Source organism: Paenibacillus sp. sgz302190 (assembly GCF_059820445.1).
Genome location: NZ_JBZYAO010000026.1, coordinates 66,999 through 89,779 on the forward strand (window position 1 = coordinate 66,999; position 22,781 = coordinate 89,779).

Below are 22,781 nucleotides of genomic sequence, written 5' to 3' on the forward strand. Positions count from 1 at the left end.
TCGAAAGTTCCGCCTGCATGATATCACCACTTAATCGAAAATGTCGAAAATATACTATATTTTTAAATATTAATAAATATTGACTATTTTGTATAAATAAACTATATTAATCTCGCAACCAAGACGAACAAGGAAGGAGGTTATAGCCATGACTTCAAGTCACTGCCAAGGGGTTTCAAGTGTAGGTCCAATTTCAAGCATTCGCCTCACTGCGAAGAAAGCCGTCATCGTTAAGAAGTAATCTTGCTGAACCAAACGCCCGGGATCCGGGCGTTTGGTTCATTAATGTCCCTCGCGGGACAGGATTTTTTTTCTGGCGTTCATTTTCCCATACCGCCCGATAAATTCATCAAACTGCGCGGAATATGTGCAGTGTACCCCGTAATTGCTTTGGAATTCTCCGGTTTTCCGTGCCATTTTGCTATACATGGCATTCAGGTATTCGTTTTCTTTAACCGCAAGGAAATAAACGTCGGTAACCGGAATCTCCGCGCCCATCATCCCATCGATAAATGCCCTCCAGCCCAAATACAGCAGCTTGCTGAAACGGAATTGTTCAAGAATAATGACAGTACCAATGAAAACGGTGGAAGGATCCTCGAAATTCCGGTCTGGAGTTCCTATGGAATATCCGATATATCCGGCGATCTCGCCTTCGCTTTCTCCGTAATACACGCCGCCGTGCTCTTTGTACATCATAATCTCCAGAAGCGCCGATTCGGGATCGAGTGTCGGGTTCATTTGCTTGTAATGCTTGATGTAAAACTCGGAAAACCGGTACCACTGGTCGTCCGTTTCGCATTTATCCATGTGAAAAGCCATCGATCGTCGTCCCCTGTCTGCAAAGTGTTGCTGTGTAGGCAGCAAGTTCGTTGGTCTGTACGCTATAATAATCCAATAACCCGCACGCTTTCTCCAAAGTGTCCTGATAGACTGCGAATTTGCCGAACAGCTTCCGATAACACGGCTGCGGAGCGGCATAAAACATGACCCGATGCCCCCCGGCAGTCCTGACTCTATCCGTTAACAGAGCTAAACCTTGGGCGAACAAGCGACTCCGCCGATACTTCTGATTCGCAAAGGCGATCAGCACTTCCACGTTCTCCACGTCCTGATATTCCCCAAGATCGGTGCCATATGTATAAACTACGACAGCGACAGGTCGTCGGCATTCATCCCGGCAAAGTAAAAATTCTCCTTGGGTGACGGAAAGGTACAACGACCCGATCACCGTTTCAAACGCATATGGCAAACTAAGCTCACGACGTCGGCTCAAAAGAAACAAAATCGCGTCTTCCACATCCCCGTCTGCCTGACAAATCGTCCATGTATTCATAAGCTTCCTCCTCCACTCGACCTAATTGAAATACGGTGAAAAAACCGCGGAGCAGGGCGGAATTATTATGCCTTAACTTAGAATAAATCGGTGTCTCCTTTACTTCTATACCTAAAAAGGGGTATTTTTGTTCATCGATTAAGATCCCGGCGGTCTGTTCCTGTCCGGTGAAAATAAAGTTAGACTGAGAAGCCTTTGCAGAAAGTCTCGTCTCATGCGCTCATAACCTTGACTTGCTATATATTACTTGCGGAGATGAAGACGCAATAGCGATTGACAGCTAAATAAAATCCATAGCTAGGCTTAGCTGTCATGCGGGGGATCATCTTCATCATTTTTATCACATTCTGATTAAAGATGGTTTACATGATTTTCATGTTTGGAATATTGGAGTCTACAATTTTAGTCGATTGATTTTCAAATGAAATAGGTGACAAAAAAAGTCTCGCCTTTTTTCTAAATCAAATAAAGATGCTGCCGTGATAAACGACAGCATCTTTATTTAACAGAATAAGCTAAGACTAACCAATATTCCTACAAAATTCCTTCCAGCCGTATTATTGTCTCTGTACGAAGGAGTCACGAAAAACTACAATGAATTCAGAAATGATATCGCTTACAAAATGCTGTTAAGTCCTTAATGGAAGGGGGGATTCGAACAAAGCACCTGCTGGCGTGCTAAGGAGAACAGTAAAGATTCCAAATTCGAGGAGGGAACAGAGTATGTTAACAACGATTTGGTCAAGGCAGAAGAGGTTGTCCTTGCAGGCGCTACTTCTGATCTTCGCAATGCTGATTGCAAGCGTTACAGTTCCGGCACCGGCGTCTGCGGCAACACAAGCCCAATATTACGTTTCACCCAATGGCAGCGACAGTAATGCGGGAACGCTCGCCTCGCCTTTCAAAACGGTGCAGCACGCGAGGGACGTTGTACAGACGATCAACAGCAGCATGACAGGTGATATCATCGTATATCTCCGTGGCGGCAACTATCCCGTGACGAATTCTATCGATTTCGGTCCTAACGACTCCGGTACGAATGGATATCGGATTATCTATCAAGCCTATCAGAACGAGACTCCAGTTCTAAACGGTGGCGTCCAAGTCACTGGATGGTCGCAGCATAGCGGAAATATTTGGAAAGCACCGCTTTCGCGAAGCAACAAATTGCGCGCGCTGTACGTGAATGACAAAAGAGCAGCGATGGCTACCAAGACAGTCAGTTCCGCAGGTTGTTATGGAACCTACAACGTGACGGCTGGAACAGCACCTTGGGCGTGGGAATCGGGCTCGCAATGCGATGGAGCCAAGTATAGTTTGAGCGACTTCCCCGCGATTGCTTCTAATCAAGACGATATGGAGATCGAGACGCGGACGACGTGGACGACCTCTATTGTCGGAGTTCGCCAAGTGACGGTGAACGGCAGCAATCGTGTAGCCCTTTTCCAGCAGCCTGGTGCAGCGATTGCCCAGGGCGCCTACAACGGTAATTTCCAGATTAACGGAAGCCACAAACTCATGAACGCCTATGAATTTTTGGATACACCTGGCGAGTTTTATTTCGATAAAACCAGTCAAACTGTTTACTACTATAAGAGCTCTTCCGAAAACATGACGACGGCAACAGTATTTGCACCTAACAATGTTGAAACAATCCTTAACCTGAAGGGGACCTCAACGAGCAATCATGTTCGCAATATTACGTTCTCGGGTATTACCCTCTTGCATTCCGATTGGAACTTGGCAAATGTCGACGGCTCTTCATTCAAACAAGCACAACAAGGCAATCTTGTAAATACAGCTTATACCAAACAAAATTACCATGATTATACTTATCGGAATTTGGACTTGATGCCCGGCATCGTGAAAATCGCAAATGCGGACGGGATCCTGTTGGAGAAAAATACCGTTAAACATACCGGTGCCGACGGCATTTCTTTGATCAACGACGTCAAAGACTCACAGTTAATCGGCAACTCCATTAGTGATATCGGCGGATCCGCAGTTAATGTGGGTCATCCCCAGCACGTGTATATTGGGGATTATACATCATCGAATCGAGAAAAATTTTCGGTTAGTGTAGAGAGCGTTTGCAAAAACATTGATATCAAAAATAACTATATTTATGATTCCGCGGTGTTGTTCAACGGCAGCGCAGCCGTTTCAGGTTATTTTACGGATACGCTTAACTTCCAACGAAACGTCATCGAAAAGACACCTTGGGCCGGCATCTCTCTCGGCTGGGGTTGGTGGAATTTTAACGGCTCATCCGGCTCTGAGCGGCCTGGCGTCCCAACCACAACGGCTCAAAATAATAACATCAGCTACAACCAATTTATCGATACTGTTCAAATATTGGATGATACCGCTCCCATCTATACACTCGGCAGTCAGCCGAACACCGTTATCTCCAATAACTACATTAAGGGCGTACCATCCGGACATAAATACGGCATGCATCCGGACGAAGGCTCTGCCTACATCTCAATCCAGAATAACGTCTTGAATATCAACCCAGGGATCAACTGGACGCTGAATTCTGATAATTTTGGCAGCAAGCACGATTTGACCTTCACACAAAATTACGGGACTGTCAATAAAATCTCCAATTACAGCCTTCCGAATAGCGTTATTAATGACGTAAGTGCTTATTCCGATAACGTATGGCCGCTTCAAGCCTATAACATTGCATTGAACGCCGGTTTGGAAGACGCCTACAAGAGTCTTGTTACACCGTCGCGCGTGCCTGTGCAGGATTACGTTCTTCCTGCAAGCGTGTTTGTAGGCAGTTCGGCAACAATCGGCATACGTTCTACGGGGGATGCGAGCAAATCCGTCTGGCTTGCGCCATCGGGCACGACGAGTTTCGCGGAGGGCGCTTCCATGACGAGAGCGAATGGAAACGCAACCTCCATTGCAGCGCCTCAGACAGCAGGCAACTATAAACTGTTTATTATTGATGCTCAAGGCAATCGCTCTTTGGAATCCGCGTCGCTTGTAAGAGTGAACAGTGGTTCCTATGTCAGGATTCGCAATGCGGCAACGGGACTTTACATTGATGGAGTGAGTTCAACTACTAACGGAGCAGATGCCGCTCAATGGAGCGACAGCAGCTCCTCCAACGCACAGCAATGGACGATCGAAACGTCGGGAAGCTACGTTCTGATAAAAAACCGTCAAACTGGCTTGTATCTGGATGGCATGGCTCGGACTGGAAATGGCGTCAATTGCGGACAGTGGAGCTACAGCGGCGGCAACAATCAACAATGGACGATGGAAACGTCGGGAAGCAACGTTCGTTTCAAAAACCGCCAAACTGGCTTGTACCTCGATGGTATGGGACGAACTAGCAACGGTTCCATTTTGGGACAATGGGGTGATAGCAACAGCAGTAATCAGCAGTGGCAAATTCAGTAATCGACTTTAGATAAGTTTGCTAGTTAGTGCCCAATAAGCTGCATGTCTCATTAAGGATGACATGTGCTAATTGGGCTTTTAATGCCAAAAATTTGCGCAAGAATGAGGATTGTATTGTTAATTTCCTCCTTGTATAATGATGGGAATGGGATGAGTTGGTTGATTCGTAAACGCTTACATTAAAGTTTTACTTGCTTTGGTTGAAAGGTGGCACCAACATGAAAGGGTTCGCGAAATATTTCAGTGGAATCTCCATTAAAAACAAAATTTTCAGCACAAATATTTTGATTATTATCATTTCAATTTCAACCCTTGCGTTTTTCGCCAATATCGTTTCGCAAAAAGCAATTATCGAGAAGGCAGTCAAAAACTCGTCAAGAGAACTTGTTCTCATTGATAATAACTTGCAGACACTAATAACTACAGTGGAAGATTACTCGAAAATATTAGCAACCGACTACAGATTGCAAAACGAACTGTATATCGATTTTTTGGAGAACAATAACTCATCCTTCTCTCACCATGTCGGAGGTCTAGATAATTTATCAATGAAGAATACACTCTCTGAAGTCATTAGCAATATCGTGGAGCCCAACACTAATATCAAAGCGGTAAGCGTTCTCACGTCGAATCAACAATGGGTCGATGTCGGCTTTGCCGATAGTGAATTCGCATCTCGCATATTCGGTTCCGGTCCTGAAGCGACCAACCATTCCTATCAGCCTGTTTTGACAGGCCTAATGAAATTCAAGTTCCGTTACGAAGGAGACGACAATGTATTTGCCGTTACCAAAACGGTCATCCATAAAGATACAGGCAAAACGGTTGGTTTAGTTGTTCTATACGTAAAAGAAACAGTTATCGCTTCTATTTATGAAAGAAAAATGAATTACAAGGGAGGAAACTTTTACATCCTCGACAGTAACGGGAAAATTATCTCCTCACAGAATAAAGCTAATTTGTATCGGGATTTCAAAGAGGCAACTTCTATTTCGATCCCTAATTCGACACAAGAAGAAAACAGATTCTTTCAAGGGAACGGCAGCGAGAAGGTGCTGGTCTCTACCCACCGTTTGGAACCGTTGCAATGGTCGATTGTGAGCGTTATTCCTATTGATGAAATTACGGTGGAGCGCAAAGAAATTAACAAATTAATTATTTGGATCGGCTCCTTATGTCTACTGCTCGCATTTATTGTCTCCTATCTGTTGTCCCGATCGATCACGAGGCCGATCTTCCAACTTTCCAGAACGATGAGAGATATTCGGACTGGCCATTTGACGGTCAGAAGCTCGTACCAATCATCGGATGAAATCGGTTATTTGAACTATGTGTTTAATAATTTGATGGACCGTATCGAAGAACTATTGGCCGAAAATGTTGAGGAACAGAAGACAAAGGCCGAGATTGAATTTAAATTGCTGCAAACACAGGTGCAGCCCCATTTTTTGTATAATACACTTGAAACGATTATATCGCTTATTAAGCTAAATATGAAAACAGAAGCCATTACAGCAGCGAAATATATGGCTAATTTCTATAAAATTTCGTTAAGCAAAGGAAACGATATTATTTCGCTTCGAGAAGAAATGCAGTTATCCGAGAGTTATTTGGAAATCCAGCAATTGCGCTATGTGGAATATATGGAGTATACAATGGATATAGACGAGGAAATTATGTCATGTTCAATTTCGAAGTTAACGCTGCAGCCAATCGTGGAAAATGCCATCTATCATGGACTTAAGCGGAAAATGGTAAAAGGTTTGTTGAAGATCACTGGACTACGCTTGGGTGACGAGGTGCGTATTGAAATTTACGATAACGGCGTTGGAATAGAAGAATCACAAATAAAGGACATGTTGAAGGAGGTTCCGGGCTCCAGAGAAAGAGCGGGCTTCGGAGTCAAAAGTGTCCATAATCGGATCAGAATGCTGTATGGGGACAGATACGGGTTAGAAGTAGAGAGCGAAGTAGGCTTCTATACCAAAGTTACCATCCGTTTGCCTTTCAAACCATTGCGGGAGGGTTGACATGCTAAAAGTACTCATTGTCGATGATGAATATTACTTTAGACAAGCGTTGAAAATATCACTGCCTTGGGAAGAGTTGGGTTTGCAGATCGCTGGCGAAGCGAAGAATGGTGAGGAAGCTCTGTCGTTGATGTCTGAAATCAGTCCGGATATCGTCTTGGTAGATATTAATATGCCCATTATGGGCGGCATGGAATTTATTCAGAAAGCCAAACAATGTGAGCAGGAAACAAAGTTTATCATGTTAACAGGTCAAAGCGAGTTTGTATATGCCAAAATGGCTGTGCAGCTTGGTGTTTTTAATTACGTGCTCAAACCGATTGACGAAGATGAACTTAGAAACTCCTTACTTGAGATTAAGAATTTAATCTACAAGGAGCACTCCGTAAAGCTGGATTATGAACACTTAAAGAAGCAGGCAAAAGAGCATATGCCGATGTTGAAGGAGCGATTATTGAATGAATGGCTGCAGGGCAGTAGAGTTATAGATCCCTTGTCCTCTACAGAACGGTTGCAGTATCTGGGCATCAATCTGGATGCTCCATTTCATATGGTGGTCGTAGCCGATATCGATTCTCATGATGATCTTGTTACTAAAGAAGACATGCATATTCGCAAGCTGGCTGTTCAAGATATAGCCCAAGAATTTATTCATAACACGTACCCGTTTGCCAGTTGCCATGATACGAACGATAGGTATGTTATGATTATTGGCGTTCCTACGAGTTCTTACGACCAACTGGATTCGATCTGTGAAGCGATTCGGAAATCTGTTCAGGGGAATTTAGGGTGTACAGTAACGATTGGCGTTGGCAATGGATATACGGCCTATACGTCGATTTCCGTGTCCTACCAAGAAGCGTTATATGCATTGAAGCATCGGTTTGTTTTAGGCGGGAATCAGGTTATTCTTCATTCCATGATCGCTGAAACGGGAATGAAGGTCAGTTTATTCTCCGTAGAAAGGAGAACCGCTCTATTAATGAGTATGCGAATTGGAAATATCTCCGAGACGGAGGAGTGGCTCACGGCTTTCTTCCAGGATGCTCGCTCCAAGAACGCTTCCATAGAGATGCTGTATGTTGCCGCGCTTGAAATCCTATCCACCTGTTTGGAATTTTTGAATGAGATGTCGCAAAGTTTCGAACACGTATTTGAGAATACGGTTCAGACTGATATTTTTCAGTTCATTCAACAGATGAGCTCCTTTGGGGAATTAGAAAGGTGGATTCGCTATCTGATTCTCAAGGTAATCGCGCATATCCATGGCAGGAAGCAGAATAGAGCTGCCAAAGTGGTAGACGAGGTAAAGACCTATATTCACAATCATTATTGGAACGAAGAACTGCGTATCGTAGATCTCGCTAAGAGTGTGCATATGAACTACAATCATCTCTGTTATGTGTTCAAAAAGGAAACTTCCATTACCATTAACGACTATTTAACCGAAATACGCATCACGAAAGCGAAGGGACTTTTTGATCAAGGAGAGAAGATTGTTCAACACGTCGCAAGTCAGGTTGGGTATGCAGATGCCAATTATTTCGGTAAATGCTTCAAAAAGTATATAGGTATTTCACCCAGTAAGTACGTGAGCAATATTCAATAAAGTAATTTTTTACATAGGGCACAATGAGACAAGAATCTCGACAACGTCTCGTTGCGTCTTTTTTTGCAATTGCAAACAATTTTCCTTTCTGTCCGAGAATAATCTCTGTAATTAATGAAGTGGAATCCGTAGAATGAAATCAAGGATGATACCGCTTCCATTGGGAATCAACCCAGTAGATACGATACTTTAAACAAACTTAGGAGGTCAACAAATGGTAAGAACAGTAAAAGTACTCAGTACGTCACTTTTGGCAAGTATGCTTCTCGTTTCAGCCGGTTGTAGTACGAAGAATGAAGCCCAACCTCAAGGAACTACCGGAAGCGCACCAACCCCGGCGGCAACGACGGCTAGTAAAACCAGTAGTGATAAGAAAGTAAAGCTGAGAGTTGTAACGATCACAACGGACGAGAATCGCAATAATATCATGGAAAAGTTTATTAAACCGAATGTTGCGAAGGCGATTCCAAACCTAGAAATTGAATTTGAGCCAGGCGGCGGCGGCGAAGATATGGCCAACAAATTGAAAACGTTTAATGCCGCAGGTGATATGCCCGACGTATTCTGGGACGATGCAGGGTACTTTACGCCCTTGAACAGTACCGGCAGCATTATGGATTTAACTTCAGCGATTACCAAGGATGGCTTCTTGAACAAGTATGCTGTTCCTGATGCATTGAAACATGTTGACGGGAAGATTTACAGCTTATCTTCCGGAGCGGATACCTATTTCACCCCGGTCATTTTCTATCATAAGGATATGTTCGAGCAAGCAGGCGTGCAAGTGCCGAAAACCTTCGACGAATTTATCGAAGCATCGAAGAAGCTAAAAAGCAAGGGGATGGTTCCTGCGGTTACCCCTGGCAAAGATGGATGGGGACCTAAACTTTTCCTGCTGCAGCAGATGATCCAAATTGGCGACCCGCAAGCGATGGCAGATCTCGTGAGCAATAAGACAGACTTTAATAATCCAGCCGTCAAGGCAGGGGTGTCTCGCATTGAGAAGATGGTGAAGGAAGGTGTCTTTCCTGAAGGGATTGCGAATCTAGATTACGGTCCAGCCAACGAAATGTTTACATCAAAGAAGGCAGCTATGTACATGATGTTTACATGGGAGCTTCCGAATTTGGCTAAAGATGATACCGTCGATTTCTTCCCGTTCCCAAGTGCTAGCGACAAATACGACCCAACTAAGCACGTTCAGTTCTGGGGATCTCCACTGAACGGATATGCAGTTAGCGCAAAAACCAAGTATCCTGAAGAGGCAGTAAAGTTGGCAGAATTCCTGGCTATGGCAGACGCTCAATATTTCGAATCTACGGGTGCCCCAATTGCCTTGAAGACGGGGAATACAGTGGGGGAACCTAAGCCTTTAATGAAGAAATTCATTTCCTGGTACAATCCTATTCCTACCAAGATTGCTTCTCTTGCACTTAACTCGTTGGATGCAAAAACATCGGCAGAGCTTGCAACGCAAGGGGCAAAATTGCTGACGGGCCAATACCCGGCCGATAAGTTTAGTACAGATATGGGCAAGATCTGGAGTGAAAATACATGGTTTAAAAAGTAAGTTGTCTATGTGGATGAAATCAATCGAATTCCCCTTGGAACTTAACTTCCGGGGGAATTCTATAACAAATTAGACGGTGGAGAGAGCCATGAACAAGTACTTCAGCACCCATGTATCCATATTCATTTTTTCCGCGCCTGCGTTGCTTTTGTTTACTGTATTTTGCGTTTATCCACTTTTTCCTGAAATATGGATGAGTTTGAATCATCATGATGGTTTCCGAAATTTAGGGTTTGTTGGTTTGGATAATTATAAAGACATTTTTGCATCTTCTTCTTTCTGGACAGCTCATAAAAATACGTATCTAATTGTAGGAATTTCCGTCTTTCTGGGATTGCCGCTCTCCTTGATGTTTGCTCTTTTTATGGATGTTCAAACACCAAGGTTTCGTCGTTTTTTTAAAACATCTGCTATGCTTCCTGCGATTTTGTCCGTTACGGTCGTCGCGGAAATGTGGATATCCTTCTACGAACCAACCTGGGGGTTGTTTAACAGTGTTTTGAGATCCATTGGTCTTGGATCTTGGACTCATTCCTGGCTTACTGAAAAAGAAACCGTGATGCCAAGCATTGGATTGACATTTCTATGGCAGTATGTTGGGTTGAACGCCATGCTATTCTATACAGGAATCAAGACGATTCCCAAAAATTATTACGAAGCTGCTTTAATTGACGGTGCTAGCTTTGTCCAAGTCTGCTTACGAATTACAATTCCACTTCTTCAAGATGTAACGAAGTACGTTTTAATTTTGTCGACATTAGGCTCCATGGCCTTTTATGCGCAAGTCCGCGTCATGACAGCCGGTGGTCCGGGTGATTTGTCCAGGACGGTCATTTACCAAATGTATTATACGGCCTTCGAAACGTCTGAATTTGGTAAAGGAACGGCTATCGCGGTAGTATTTATTCTAGAGTGCCTTTTCATCTCCTTTCTCATTCAACGGTTCGTCGCCAGAGAAAAGCTGGAGTTCTAAAGGAGGAGATCATCTTGAGATACTTAATCCGTGTATTTTGGCTAGCCGTAGGCGGCACATTTCTATTTCCCTTATACTGGATGCTTACAATGTCACTTAAGTCCAAAAGTGAAGCTTATAACAATCCATTCGGCATCCCCCATTCCTGGGAATGGATCAACTATAGTGAAGCGTTGTCGAAGTATCATTTTTTTGTATACTTCGAGAACAGTTTAATTTACACGGTAGGGACCATTGCAATCACACTGACAACGGGGAGTATGCTGGCGTATTGTCTGAGCCGAATGCATTGGAGATTCAATTCGGCGGCACTATTCTATGTGTCCTTAGGGTTGATTGTACCTATTGAAGTAGTTGTCATTCCCTTATTTCAATTAATTAAATCGTTACACCTTAAAGATACTTACTTGGGGCTCATATTGCCGTATTCCGGATTCGCAATGGCTTCCTGTGTGCTGATGTTATTTGCTTTTCTCCGTTCACTTCCCAAGGAGTTGGAGGAAGCTGCCTGTATTGATGGGACGAATGTGTATCAGACATTCTTCAGAATTATATTTCCGATTGTTACGCCTGCACTAATGACACAATGTGTGCTGTTGTTCATGCGGATATGGAATGAGTTCCCGCTGGCTTTCATTATTGCTTCTAAAGATCAATTCCGACCATTGACTGTCGGCTTGCTAAGCTTTTTCGTGAGCGTCGGTGTTTCAGACTGGGGACTTATCGGGGCAACGATGGTGCTCTCGAGTTTACCTATGATCATCGTATATATGATAGGAAATGAGAGAATTGAACATGCATTGACGGCAGGAGCGATTTTGAAGTAAGTGGAATAGGCTAAGATGAACAACTCCCTGGGGATGATTTAAAATTCTCACACAAATTAGTCAATTCGAAGGATTGCATGATGGTGTAAGTACTGGTGTAAGTGGAGCGACCAAGCATAGGTCGAGTGAGGTAGCAGGTGGGAACCCTGCTTGGAAAGGTGTTACTTGACATGCAGGTATAGTAGCCGCAGTTGCTCCCCCGGATTCCTTGGTGGTATTGGTTATTGCACTATCGCTGCTCGGGATCGGTTGGAATTTGTCGCTCGCTGGGGGAGGACTTGCCCCTTTGCTTATACCTGTTGTCATATGGTTTCGAAGTAAATCAAATGTACCGGTTCAAAATAATAAATCTAACTCCAAAGATTAAACTAAGAACGATAGCACAAAAACCAGGGAGCAGATCGCCACACGGCAGTTGCTCCCTGGTTTGGTTGACGGCAGTATAATAGAATGGTTATAAAGAATTTGTGCAGTCACGGTATAGGGAAATCCTTACATGAGGCTCCAACAGACAGCCCTCCCGGCAGGCAAAACCAGGTCGTGTAAGGCAACCGCCATTTCGAGGCGGAGTAAAAGGGCTCAACAAGAAGCGACGTCGTTCCATGCATTCGCAGGGAATAACGTCGCTTCTTCATTTTTGCGGAACTGGTCCTCATCATTTGCTGTAAGCATCCAGCCCCTTCTGCATGATCGTGATCATCTCGTCCACGCGCATGCTCTTCAGCTTCGCCACATAGGAATCCCACTCCTGCTCGATGCCGCCTTTGACAACCCAGTGAATCAACGTCTGTCTGACGTACTGCTTGACGTTCATCTGCAACTGCGTCAGCTTGTCGCGGTCGTCGGGCGAGTAGGCGACATAATCGGGAAAGAACATGTCGAGCGGTGCGACAACTGGCTCGTAGATCGCAACGGCCCTGGCGCGGTCGGCATTGCTGTTTCCCGGCAGGTAGCGGAGCTTTGCAGCCAAGTCCGACGTCATGGCCGATATGGCATCCACATTGGGAAAATCGCCCTCGTTCCCGGTTTCCGGCAAAATATCGTACGTCCCGTCGTCATTTTTCCTTGTCCCGTCTCCGAACAGCCCATACAATTCCTGTACGGTCCAATCGGGATCGGCCAGCAGGTCCGCCAGCCGGGCCGTGGCGACCGGATACTTGTTGTTTTTGAAAATGGTGAACTGATTGTTGCGGACGATCCAGGTTTGCTGCCGGAACAGCTGCCTGGAAACGCCTTCGGCTCTGGGCGGGAGCATCGGCACATAGACGTCGGGGTTCGGATTGCTGTAGGCTTCAAAGGATCCGGCAATCTCCGGCTTGGCTCCCCGTTTCGCATAAAAAGCGCTCCAGTCGTCCGTGAATACTTCGGGCGGAATCAAGCCATCCTCGTACAGTTTATGTAAGTAGGAAAGCGGCTTTTTGATTTCCGGATTCAAGGCCTGGAATCGGACCTTGCCGTTCTCGACCGACACGTAGTTTTCGTCCGGCACGAGGACGCCGAAGGAACCCCCGAACAAGTCCAACTGACCGCCAACATATTGATCCCAACGAAAATAATACGGAATCATGTCTTTCGGAATGTCTCCTTTACCGGCGTTCGCCTTGAATTGCGCAAGCGTATAGGCGAACTGCTCGGTTGTAGCTGGAACCTGCAAACCGAGCTGATCCAGCCACTTCTTGTTGATCAGCCATTGGTCGCGTATGCCCAAATAGACGTTGTTCTGTTGAACGAGGCCGAGCGCGTAAATGTTTCCGTCTGCGGCTGTCATCGCTTTCTTGACGGAGGGATTCGATTGAAGCAGCTTCGTCCAATTGGGCGCGTATTTCAGCAGGCTGGAGAACGGTACGATGTCTCCGGCGCTTTGCGCCGTTTCGATTTGAAACGGCGACGGGTCGGCGCGCAGCATGAGATCGGGATATTGCCGGGAGGTAAACATCAGGTTCAGCTTGTCCCGGTTGTCGACGGAAATTTGTCTGATATCGAGATGAATGCCGCTCTTCTTCTCCAATGCCTGGAAAAACTTCGATTGATTGTAGTCGCTTTTAAACGACGTAACGATAACGGTTTTGAGCGTAATCGGCTGGTCCACGATCGGATACCCGGTCAAATGGACGGCGACGCCGTTCTCGATAATCCGGTCGCCGATCGTTTCCTTGGAGCTTCCTGAAGCTCCGGCGGAGTCGGAAGTCTCCGGTCGTTCGCATCCCGGTAAGAGTATGGCGATCCCTAACGTGACGACGAGAAGCAATCCGGTCCATTTGTTCACGATTCCATCATCCTTTCCGTTTTGCCGCAGATCGGTCAACCCAACAGCGCTAATTAATACAACAATAATAGCAAGCAAGCATGTTTTCGTAAATATGCGGTTGTTGGGGCATAGGCGATTATTCCAAAGCGGGCGGCGGGACGTCCGGCGAATGTACATTCCCGGAAGTTTGCGATATATTTATAACAAAAACAGAGTGAAAGCGTAATCATGAAAGGCGGTATGCGAATATGCTTTGGCCAAAACGTAACGTTTTGCAAAGAAATCGGCTGTATCTGCAGTATTTGTTTTCCTACATACTGGTATTGGCCATCCCTCTCGCGATCATCTCCATGCTGGTATACAACTATTTCTTCCATTTGCTGAAGGAGGAAGTGGTCAAGAACAACGTCAATCTGCTCCAGCATGTCGTCACGGCCATCGATACGAATATTTCAGGCATGAACACGGTGGCCTACCAAATCTACAACAACCCGGACCTGACGACCCAGCAAATCGGCGACGGTCCGAACAATACGTCCAGAGGCATTCATCAATTAAAAAGCTATATTTCCGGCAGCAACTTTATAACCGATGTCGTGGTTTACTACAACCAATTGAATAAGTTCGTCTCCTCGACGCGAACGTTCACGATGAAGGATTTTTTGAAAACGTACTACGGCGATACGGTCTCCGAAGAACAATTTCAAGTCTCGACCCAGAACATAAACGGCAATGCGGTCTGGGTGCCCGGCAGCGATTCGGATGGAGGCGAAGCGGGCAAAGTGGTGACGTATTTGGTGCCCAACAGCTCCAATTACGACAAACGCATGGTGCTGTTTATTATCAAGCAGCGGGCGTTTGAACAGACCATGGGCAGCGACAAAGGCAATATTATGGCGGTACACCCGGATCGCAAGATCGTCGCCGCCTCCAAAGAAATCGATCGTCCGACCGGGCAGGAGCTGTTGGCCTTCATTCGACCGGATCTGCTCGAGCAGTCGATCATCACGAATATAGGCGATTCCTCCCATTTCGTTTCTTACATCCAGTCCCCGGAAACCGACTGGAGCTACTTTATGATCATGCCTGTCGGCGAAGCGATGAGCCAAGTTATCGCTGCCAAGCAGACCTTCCAGTGGGCGTTCCTTGCCATCGTCCTTGCCGCGGGCATTATGATCCTGTTCAATATGCGGGTCAATTATCGGCCGATCCGCCAGCTGCGCCTGTTTGCGGAATCGGAGACCGGCAGCGTCGCGGAGACCGGAAACGAGTTCGAAGCGGTGCGGATGACGATCAACCGGATCAACCGTACGAACAAGATGTTGAACGATCAGGTCAAAAGCAATCACAACGCAGTCAAGGACTTTCTGCTGAGCAGCTTGATCCGCGGGTCTTTTCCGCATGCGGCCGCCTTTAACGAGCAGGGAGGAGATATCGGCATTTCCTTCAGCAAGTCGTTGTTTCGCGTCGCCATCTTCTCCGCGTCCCTGTCGGAGCGGCAGCGGAACCAGTCCGCGGCATCGCTTCCCGAGCTCGTCGAGCTGCTAGAACGGGAGCTGCAAGGCAAACTCGAAGGTTACGGCCGCATGAACATCGACAATCATCTGATTTTCGTTCTGGCGGACCGTCAGGAGCCGGACCGTCAATCGCTGTATGAAGCTTTGACGCATATGCAGCAGATCATGATGAATCGGCTGGGCACCCATGTTGCGGTCGGTGTCGGCAAAGGATATACGGAAACGGGACAGATCGGCAAATCGTGCATCGAAGCGTATACGGCGCTCGATTATCGGCTGGTCAAAGGAAAGGACCAAATCATTTATTTCGAAAATACGCAAATCGTTGCCGCATCGGACTATCCGTATCCGGTCGAGGCGCTTAATACGCTCGAACTGTCCATCGTCGAAAGCAATACCGAGCAAATTTCCACTACCGTTTCTGATCTCGTAGACCAAATTACCCGGTCCGACATGACACTGTTCGAAGCTCGCTGTCTGTGCTTCGATATTATCAATACGGTATTGAAGACGATGCAATTGATCAATAAAAAGTTCGTCGGCCTGGACAAAGGCTATATCGACGTCATTTCGCTCGCCCAATTCGAAACCGTGAAGGACCTCGGACGGAGCGTCAACGAGGTTTGCCAGACAATCTGCAAATACATCAAGGAGAATCGCGAGAAGCACGATCAGGAGCTGCTCCAGCAGTTGGCCGCCTATATCGACGGCAACTATTACCATATAAATTTTACGGTCCAGAACATGGCCGATCATTTCCACATGTCCCTGTCCAATTTGAGTTATTATTTCAAGAAATGCTCCGGCCAGAATATCTCCGATTACATCAATTACCTGCGCATTGAAAAAGCGAAGCAGCTGCTTAGCTCGACGGAGAAGCCGCTGAGCGAGATCATCTCCGAAATCGGGTATTGCGACGTATCGAGCTTCGTACGCAAGTTCAAGAAGGAGGTCGGCACGACGCCGGGCGTTTTTCGCAAGATCATGTATAAAGGCGTTTAGGCAGGGAAAAAGGGAGCCGGCTTTCGATGACGGCGCATCGACGATGCGTTGTTACCGGGAGCCGGTTTTTGTGTGGGGAATCCCTCGCCGATCTCCCCGGTAATGCCCTCGCTAATTGGAGAATGGGATTGAGGCCCCCCCTAACGCTGTATTTCGATTTTGCCTCCCTAGCGAACGGTTTTTCCAGTATGTAGGGGCAAATAGGCTCTTCAAATGGACATTTTCTGACTCCAGACGAGGAAAGAAGTCAAGACTCGATTCTAAATTGGGCAAAATTGGACTGCAGTACGTGTAGGGCAATAAGCGAGGTTCGGTGACTTGAGGTGAAGGTGTGCAGCAAACGAGATCTGCTGAAGAACGTAGAATAAGCAGCAAGGCGGGCGAAGGAACGGGAGGGAGAATCAGCGGAGCGGACGTGTAAGAAATCGGCGATGAGAATGCAAACTGCCAACGTGAGCGGTAACCATGCGACGCACATGAATAGAAACTCGTATACTGCCCATGCGCAGAATGCCGCCGACTCATGCCAAAGCCTTACGGCGCTTGGTTTTTTCGCCTGTTGGAAAACGGCATATCGCTAGATAACGGCTGATTTACGTTTCTGCACCGCATCTGTTAGCCTGAAGAAGCGATCGATCAGCATGCGTATGTAATCGTTTACAAAGCAAAAATAAGTCGAATTTGAAAGCAGGAAGCAAGCGCAAGAATCAACGAGCAAGGAGCAACACAAGGAGCAAACGCAGGAAGCCATAAGAAAATAGGGGGAATTCAAATGAGCAGAAATTGGATCAGGCTCGTTTCTGGAACCGTTTGCATCGGCGTACTGGGAGGGATGTTGATCGCATGCTCGTACAACGCCGGCAAAGCCGGAGAGAACACGCCGACCGCGAGCGGCAGCAGCAATGAAGCGCAGCTGCTGGACGGCGGCACAACGAATGCGACGGGTTATCCGATTGTGAAAACGCCGATCACGTTGAATGTGGGCATTATTTCCTATGCGAACATGGGAGATTTAACGAAGTACGATATTTGGAAGAAAATTGAGGAAAAAACGAACATCAAAATCAACTTGAAAGTGTACAGCGGTGTGGAAAAGGTTAATCTGATGTTCAGCAGCCGGGATTATCCGGACATTATGCTGCGGATGGATCCTACGCCGCAGTCGATTTCCGATGCAGTCGACGCGAAGGACATCGTAAGCGTCGACAGCCTTCTGAAATATGCTCCGAATTGGAGCAAGTTTTTCGAGACGAATCCGGATCTCAAGCAGCAAGCGCTGATGCCGGATGGCAAATTATACGGCTTTCCATACGTGCTGCTCGACGAATACAGCTACGGCCTCCGGGATCAATGGTTTATCAATCGGAAATGGCTGGATGAGCTCGGTTTGAAAATGCCGGCCACGACGGAAGAATTCAAAAACGTCTTGATGGCCTTCAAACAAAATGCCGGCAAAGGCTCCATCCCCAAAAACGTGATTCCCTATTACTTTCAGTACGGCAACTACATCGGTGGTCAGTTCGATATGTACGGTACTTTCGGCGTGTATACAACCGCAGCCTCCCTAAGTACACCTGACCATTATTTTATTGTCGAAGACGGCAAGTTCAAATCGCAGGCGACTAATCCGGACTTGAAAGAACCCATCCGCTTTTTGGCCGACCTGTACAAGAATGGGCTGATTCCTCCGGAGGCCTTCACGGACGACTGGGGTAAATATACAGCCGCCATTTCGTCCAACCCGCCGATCGTAGGTTCGATGACCTCGTATGGCGATCAGAATGAAAACTATATGGATGGCAAATGGTGGTACCCGATGGCGCCGCTCAAATCCCCGAACGGGAAGCAGCCTCTCATTCGCCGCCAGAACCGCAGCATATGGCCGAGAAACTTCGTTATTTTCAAGAACAACAAATACCCTGTTGCATCGGCAAGACTCGCGGATATGCTGGCGGAACAGGATTGGTCCATGACGGAGAGATATGGCAAAGAAGGCGTGGCATGGACGAAATCGGACGACGGCAAATTCCAATTGACAAATCAAAAAATCGCTGCAGACGAAGACAGAGGGCTCGATAACTTTGGCATTGCCCTTCTCGACGAGAACCTGTTCAAGAATAAAATCGTCAACAATAACGTCAACAAGGAAGGCACAAGAGAATGGGCATACAACAACATTTATAAAAATTATTTACCTGCCAAAAACTTGAACATTCCGAAATTGCCGGAAGGCCTGCTGAAGGACATGGAAAAGCAGCGCCTGTTGGTTTTGGATACAGCGATCAATGATTATATTAAGGCAACCATTGCAAACTGGATATCGGGCAAGGGCGATGTGGACGCCGAGTGGGATGGTTATGTGAAGAAGCTGCAAGGCCTGGGGCTGGACGAGTTCATGCGATTGTATCAGAAACAGCTGGATGCAGCAGCCAAACTTGGCAAGTAACCGGCAGCGGGGGATCGGGCAGCAGGCAAGAGGACATATTCACATATGCGGAGTGGGTCCTCCTGACCGTCTGCCGTCCGATTACCGTATCCATCGAACGTACGGGAGGATTCAGCATGATCGATTCAAATTCGGCGATTCCGGAGATTCGGGAGCAAACCACGATGCGTTTATTCAGCAGGAGAATGCTCAAGGTGAAAGAAAATATCGGACTATACTTTCTAGTTCTTCCCGCGCTCATCTATGTCATTCTATTCGAATATGTTCCTTTATACGGCGTATTGATCGCCTTCGAGAACTTTAAACCGGTTAAGGGCATATGGGGGAGCGATTGGGTAGGGCTGTATCATTTTAAGCAATTTTTCAAGCTGGACATTTTTTGGATGCTGATCAAAAATACGTTGACAATAAGCATATATTCCCTGCTGGCGGGTTTCCCCATTCCGATCATACTTGCTTTGGCTCTCAACAGCACGAACAGCAAGCGGTTGAAAAGCGTTGTGCAGACGATCACATACGCGCCCCACTTCATATCGACGGTCGTATTGGTAGGCATGATCAATGTATTTATGGCTCCCAATTTAGGGGTTTTCAGTCAATTGCTGAATAAGATCGGCTTGACGAACGGTCCGCTCATGATTCTTACCGATCCTAACGCCTTCGTGCATCTGTATGTATGGTCCGGCGTCTGGCAGGGGATGGGCTGGGGGAGCATCATCTATTTAGCGGCTTTGTCTGGCGTGGATACTTCGCTTCATGAAGCGGCGATCGTGGATGGCGCGAATAAATTTCAACGCGCGTGGTATATCGATCTGCCTTCGATCCTGCCGACCATCGTCATCATGCTGATCTTGAACTGCGGAGGCATCTTGAGCGTCGGCTTCGAAAAAGTCTTTATGATGCAAAACCCGTTAAATTTGGGCAATTCCGAAGTGATTTCCACTTATGTTTACAAGATCGGCCTACTTCAATCCCAATACAGTTTCTCTGCGGCGGTTAGCCTGTTTAATTCGGTTGTGAATTTGATTCTGCTGCTGTCGGTCAACAAATTAGCCAAAAAATTGGGCCAAAGCGGTATTTTCTAAAGGCGGGTGATCAGGGTGACGGACTTAACGAACAAAAGTGGATCCGACAGGGCGTACGATATCATGAACAGCATATTTTTGCTGTTGCTGCTGATCATGGTAGCGTACCCGTTGTACTTTATTGTGATCGCTTCTTTCAGCGACCCTTCCGCAGTCGGAACGGGCAAGGTGATCTTGTTTCCGAAGGGCATGAATCTGAACGGATACGAAATCATTTTCAAATACAAGCAGTTATGGATCGGATATGGCAATACCATTTTGTACACGGTCGGGGGAACGCTGCTTAGCGTCAGCTTGACGCTTATGACGGCCTATGCTTTTTCGCGGCAGGACATGGTCGGGCGGGGCTTTATTGTAACGGTGTTCATCATCCCGATGTTTATCAGCGGGGGGCTGATCCCGACTTATTTGCTGATCAGAGAGCTGCACCTGGTCAATAATCCGCTTATCATCGTCATTCTCGGAAGCGTCAGCATGTGGAACATCATCATTACAAGAACGTTCTTTCAGTCCACCATACCCGTGGAGTTGTTCGAAGCGGCGAAGATGGACGGCTGCGGCAATATCAGCTACTTTGTCAGAATCGTCCTGCCGCTGTCTAAAGCGATCATTGCGGTATTGGTCGTATTCACGGCAGTCTGGCATTGGAACTCGTTTTTTAATGCCCTGATTTATTTGAACAACCAGAAATATTTCCCACTGCAACTGGTGCTAAGGGAAATATTGACGAGCCAGACGCAGATGATGCAGCAGCTTGATCTCGGTGTCATAGACCAGAACATGGCTGAAAAAACGATGTTGGCCGAGTCCGTCAAATACGGCATCATTATCGTTTCCAGCTTGCCGATTTTGTGCCTGTATCCGTTTGCACAAAAATATTTCGTCAAAGGGGTCATGATCGGTTCGCTGAAAGGCTGAGAAGCCGGGCATCGAAGTAACCCCGCCCCATCCATTTTAAACAGAGGTGAAAGCAAATGAAGGCACTGGCCGACGATTATGTCAACGTTTACGAATCCGAAGATCCGTCCCGCATCTATTGCTACAGTCCCGGTCTTGCGCAGCTTCCTTCCGGCCGACTTGTGTCGACGCTCGACCTTGACGGTCCCGGCGTGAAGCCTCCATACGGAAAGGTGCTTACCTCGGACGACAAGGGCCGAACGTGGGCGCATCGGACCGATTTTCCGTTCGTGCATGCGAGACCGTTCACCGCGGGTAGCTCCCTGTACGTGATCGGCCACAACGGCGATTTGACGATTATGCGATCAGACGACGGAGGGGATAGCTGGACGGAGCCGATTCACCTGACCGAAGGCAAGGAATGGCATCAGGCGCCGTGCAATGTCCATTATGCAGGAGAATCGGTCTATCTGGTCATGGAAAAACGCAAATACCGCCGTATCGAAAGCTGGCCCGTTGGGGAATTGGCGCCCGTGCTGATGCGCGGAAGGACGGATTCCGATCTAACCCTGGCAGCGAACTGGACGTTCGCCTCCGAGCTCGCCTTCTGCGATGCCGTTCCGGCGGATAAGCTTACCGATTTCGGCGTTCCTTTCTACCATAGCGATCCGTTGCGCTCTATCAACATTGCGCCTGGCAGAGGCTGTGCCCCTGCGGGATGGCTGGAAACGAACGTCGTGCAATTTGTCGACCCCGATCATGCATGGTTCGATCCGGAGGGGAGAACGTTTCATTTGTGGCTGCGCGCGCATACGGGGGGAAGCGGCTATGCGGCTATCGCCAAAGTCGTGGAGGACGAGAACGGCGCGATGACGACCATGCTAGAGACCGTTCCGTCAGGGAAACGCGTCGTGTTTGTTCCCTGTCCGGGCGGACAAATGAAATTTCATATCCTGTACGACGACCGGACCCGATTGTATTGGCTACTCAGCACGCAGGCGACGGACAGCATGACGCGAGCGGACAGACTGCAGCCCGACCGGTACAATTTGCCGAACAACGAGCGGACGAGGCTGCAGCTGCATTTTTCCAAAAATTGCATCGATTGGTGCTTTGCCGGTTTGGTTGCTGCCGGACCGGGGGCGAAGCATTCTCGGCATTATGCCTCCATGGTGATCGACGGCGATGACATGTATATCTTGAGCCGATCTGGCGATGAGCGAGCCGCCAGCGCACATAACGGTAATTTCATCTCGTTTCATACCGTCAAGCGTTTCCGCGAGCTGGTTTATTGAAAAATTCAGCATATCCTTTCCAGACGGAAAGCGCAGCAAATGCTTACGAAGCGAGTTTTGCTCTCGCAAAACTTTTAGGAGGAATGATTCATGTCCGAGCACAAGGATTCGAACGAAAAGTTGTCCCGTAGAAAGCTCCTCGCTTCGATGGGAGCGGCGGGAGCCGCGGCTATTCTGTATGGCGTGACGGCGGGAACGGGGAATGCGAAGGAGTCTTCCGTGACTGATGCCGTCTATGGAGACGATCGTGATCGCGATTCGGGTAAGTCCGGCAGCAATATCCGAGCGCGCGGCGTTTTTCGGCCTCGGGTGAAGATCACGCAGGAATGGGATGTACTGGAATTCACCGCGGCCGACGGCATCACGACCGGATACCGGTGGGCCGGTCCGCTCCCGCACACGACGAGGGCAGACAACCCGGTTGCCGACGGAGGGATAGGATCTGCCGTGTGGGTGGCCGTTTATCAGACCGGGCTTGAAGAAGCGCTGGCTGAAACCGGAGGCGTCAATCTTATCGGGGGCGGGGGGA

The 22,781-nt window shown here is 47.4% G+C and carries 15 protein-coding genes and 1 pseudogene; 13 read left to right on the forward strand and 3 right to left on the reverse strand.

What is annotated here, in order from left to right; all coding sequences use genetic code 11:
• Nucleotides 1–282: 282 nt before the first annotated feature.
• Together AC6RNO_RS24705 and AC6RNO_RS24710 are read right to left on the reverse strand one after the other, a co-directional pair.
• Nucleotides 283–822: a hypothetical protein gene (locus tag AC6RNO_RS24705; protein ID WP_497107100.1), complete on the reverse strand. Its 540-nt coding sequence runs from the start codon at nt 820–822 to the stop codon at nt 283–285.
• Nucleotides 803–1,336: a hypothetical protein gene (locus AC6RNO_RS24710; protein WP_474680289.1), complete on the reverse strand. Its 534-nt coding sequence runs from the start codon at nt 1,334–1,336 to the stop codon at nt 803–805. Before AC6RNO_RS24710 ends, AC6RNO_RS24705 begins: the two co-directional genes overlap by 20 nt.
• Nucleotides 1,337–2,059: 723 nt before the next feature.
• Between AC6RNO_RS24710 and AC6RNO_RS24715 the strand changes: the two genes are divergently transcribed.
• From AC6RNO_RS24715 to AC6RNO_RS24745, 7 genes and pseudogenes are all read left to right on the forward strand, one after another.
• The gene (locus AC6RNO_RS24715) at nt 2,060–4,753 is read left to right on the forward strand and encodes an RICIN domain-containing protein (protein ID WP_497107101.1); all 2,694 of its coding nucleotides are present in this window, start codon (nt 2,060–2,062) and stop codon (nt 4,751–4,753) included.
• Between the two features lie 218 nt (nt 4,754–4,971).
• Nucleotides 4,972–6,783, forward strand: a complete 1,812-nt coding sequence (locus AC6RNO_RS24720) for a histidine kinase (protein WP_497107102.1) — start codon at nt 4,972–4,974, stop codon at nt 6,781–6,783.
• Nucleotide 6,784: 1 nt separating this feature from the next.
• The gene (locus AC6RNO_RS24725) at nt 6,785–8,392 is read left to right on the forward strand and encodes a response regulator (protein ID WP_497107103.1); all 1,608 of its coding nucleotides are present in this window, start codon (nt 6,785–6,787) and stop codon (nt 8,390–8,392) included.
• 214 nt (nt 8,393–8,606) lie between these two features.
• Nucleotides 8,607–9,962 carry an ABC transporter substrate-binding protein gene (locus AC6RNO_RS24730; RefSeq protein WP_488434515.1) on the forward strand — a complete coding sequence of 452 codons (1,356 nt, stop codon included), beginning with the start codon at nt 8,607–8,609 and terminating at the stop codon, nt 9,960–9,962.
• An 88-nt stretch (nt 9,963–10,050) separates the two neighbouring features.
• Nucleotides 10,051–10,935 carry a carbohydrate ABC transporter permease gene (locus tag AC6RNO_RS24735; RefSeq protein WP_474680284.1) on the forward strand — a complete coding sequence of 295 codons (885 nt, stop codon included), beginning with the start codon at nt 10,051–10,053 and terminating at the stop codon, nt 10,933–10,935.
• A 14-nt stretch (nt 10,936–10,949) separates the two neighbouring features.
• Nucleotides 10,950–11,762 (forward strand): ABC transporter permease subunit, encoded by an 813-nt coding sequence (locus AC6RNO_RS24740; protein ID WP_497107104.1) that lies wholly within the window; start codon nt 10,950–10,952, stop codon nt 11,760–11,762.
• A 172-nt stretch (nt 11,763–11,934) separates the two neighbouring features.
• Nucleotides 11,935–12,129: pseudogene (locus AC6RNO_RS24745) on the forward strand (MFS transporter); the annotation flags it as partial.
• Between the two features lie 288 nt (nt 12,130–12,417).
• Here AC6RNO_RS24745 and AC6RNO_RS24750 read toward each other — a convergent pair.
• Nucleotides 12,418–14,028 (reverse strand): type 2 periplasmic-binding domain-containing protein, encoded by a 1,611-nt coding sequence (locus tag AC6RNO_RS24750; protein WP_488434511.1) that lies wholly within the window; start codon nt 14,026–14,028, stop codon nt 12,418–12,420.
• Between the two features lie 230 nt (nt 14,029–14,258).
• On the opposite strand from AC6RNO_RS24750, the gene AC6RNO_RS24755 reads away from it, so the two are divergent.
• The 6 genes from AC6RNO_RS24755 to AC6RNO_RS24780 form a co-directional block, all read left to right on the forward strand.
• A complete protein-coding gene (locus tag AC6RNO_RS24755) occupies nt 14,259–16,529 on the forward strand; it encodes a helix-turn-helix domain-containing protein (protein WP_497107105.1) in 2,271 nt (756 codons plus the stop codon).
• Between the two features lie 772 nt (nt 16,530–17,301).
• Nucleotides 17,302–18,975, forward strand: coding sequence for a type 2 periplasmic-binding domain-containing protein (locus AC6RNO_RS24760; RefSeq protein ID WP_497107106.1), 1,674 nt, complete (start codon nt 17,302–17,304; stop codon nt 18,973–18,975).
• A 116-nt stretch (nt 18,976–19,091) separates the two neighbouring features.
• The gene (locus tag AC6RNO_RS24765) at nt 19,092–20,060 is read left to right on the forward strand and encodes an ABC transporter permease (RefSeq protein WP_488434508.1); all 969 of its coding nucleotides are present in this window, start codon (nt 19,092–19,094) and stop codon (nt 20,058–20,060) included.
• A 63-nt stretch (nt 20,061–20,123) separates the two neighbouring features.
• Nucleotides 20,124–20,978 (forward strand): ABC transporter permease subunit, encoded by an 855-nt coding sequence (locus AC6RNO_RS24770; RefSeq protein ID WP_497107117.1) that lies wholly within the window; start codon nt 20,124–20,126, stop codon nt 20,976–20,978.
• Between the two features lie 56 nt (nt 20,979–21,034).
• Nucleotides 21,035–22,252, forward strand: coding sequence for a sialidase family protein (locus AC6RNO_RS24775; protein ID WP_474680278.1), 1,218 nt, complete (start codon nt 21,035–21,037; stop codon nt 22,250–22,252).
• 90 nt (nt 22,253–22,342) lie between these two features.
• Nucleotides 22,343–22,781: hypothetical protein (locus tag AC6RNO_RS24780; protein ID WP_497107107.1), on the forward strand; the 439-nt coding region annotated here is incomplete at its 3' end.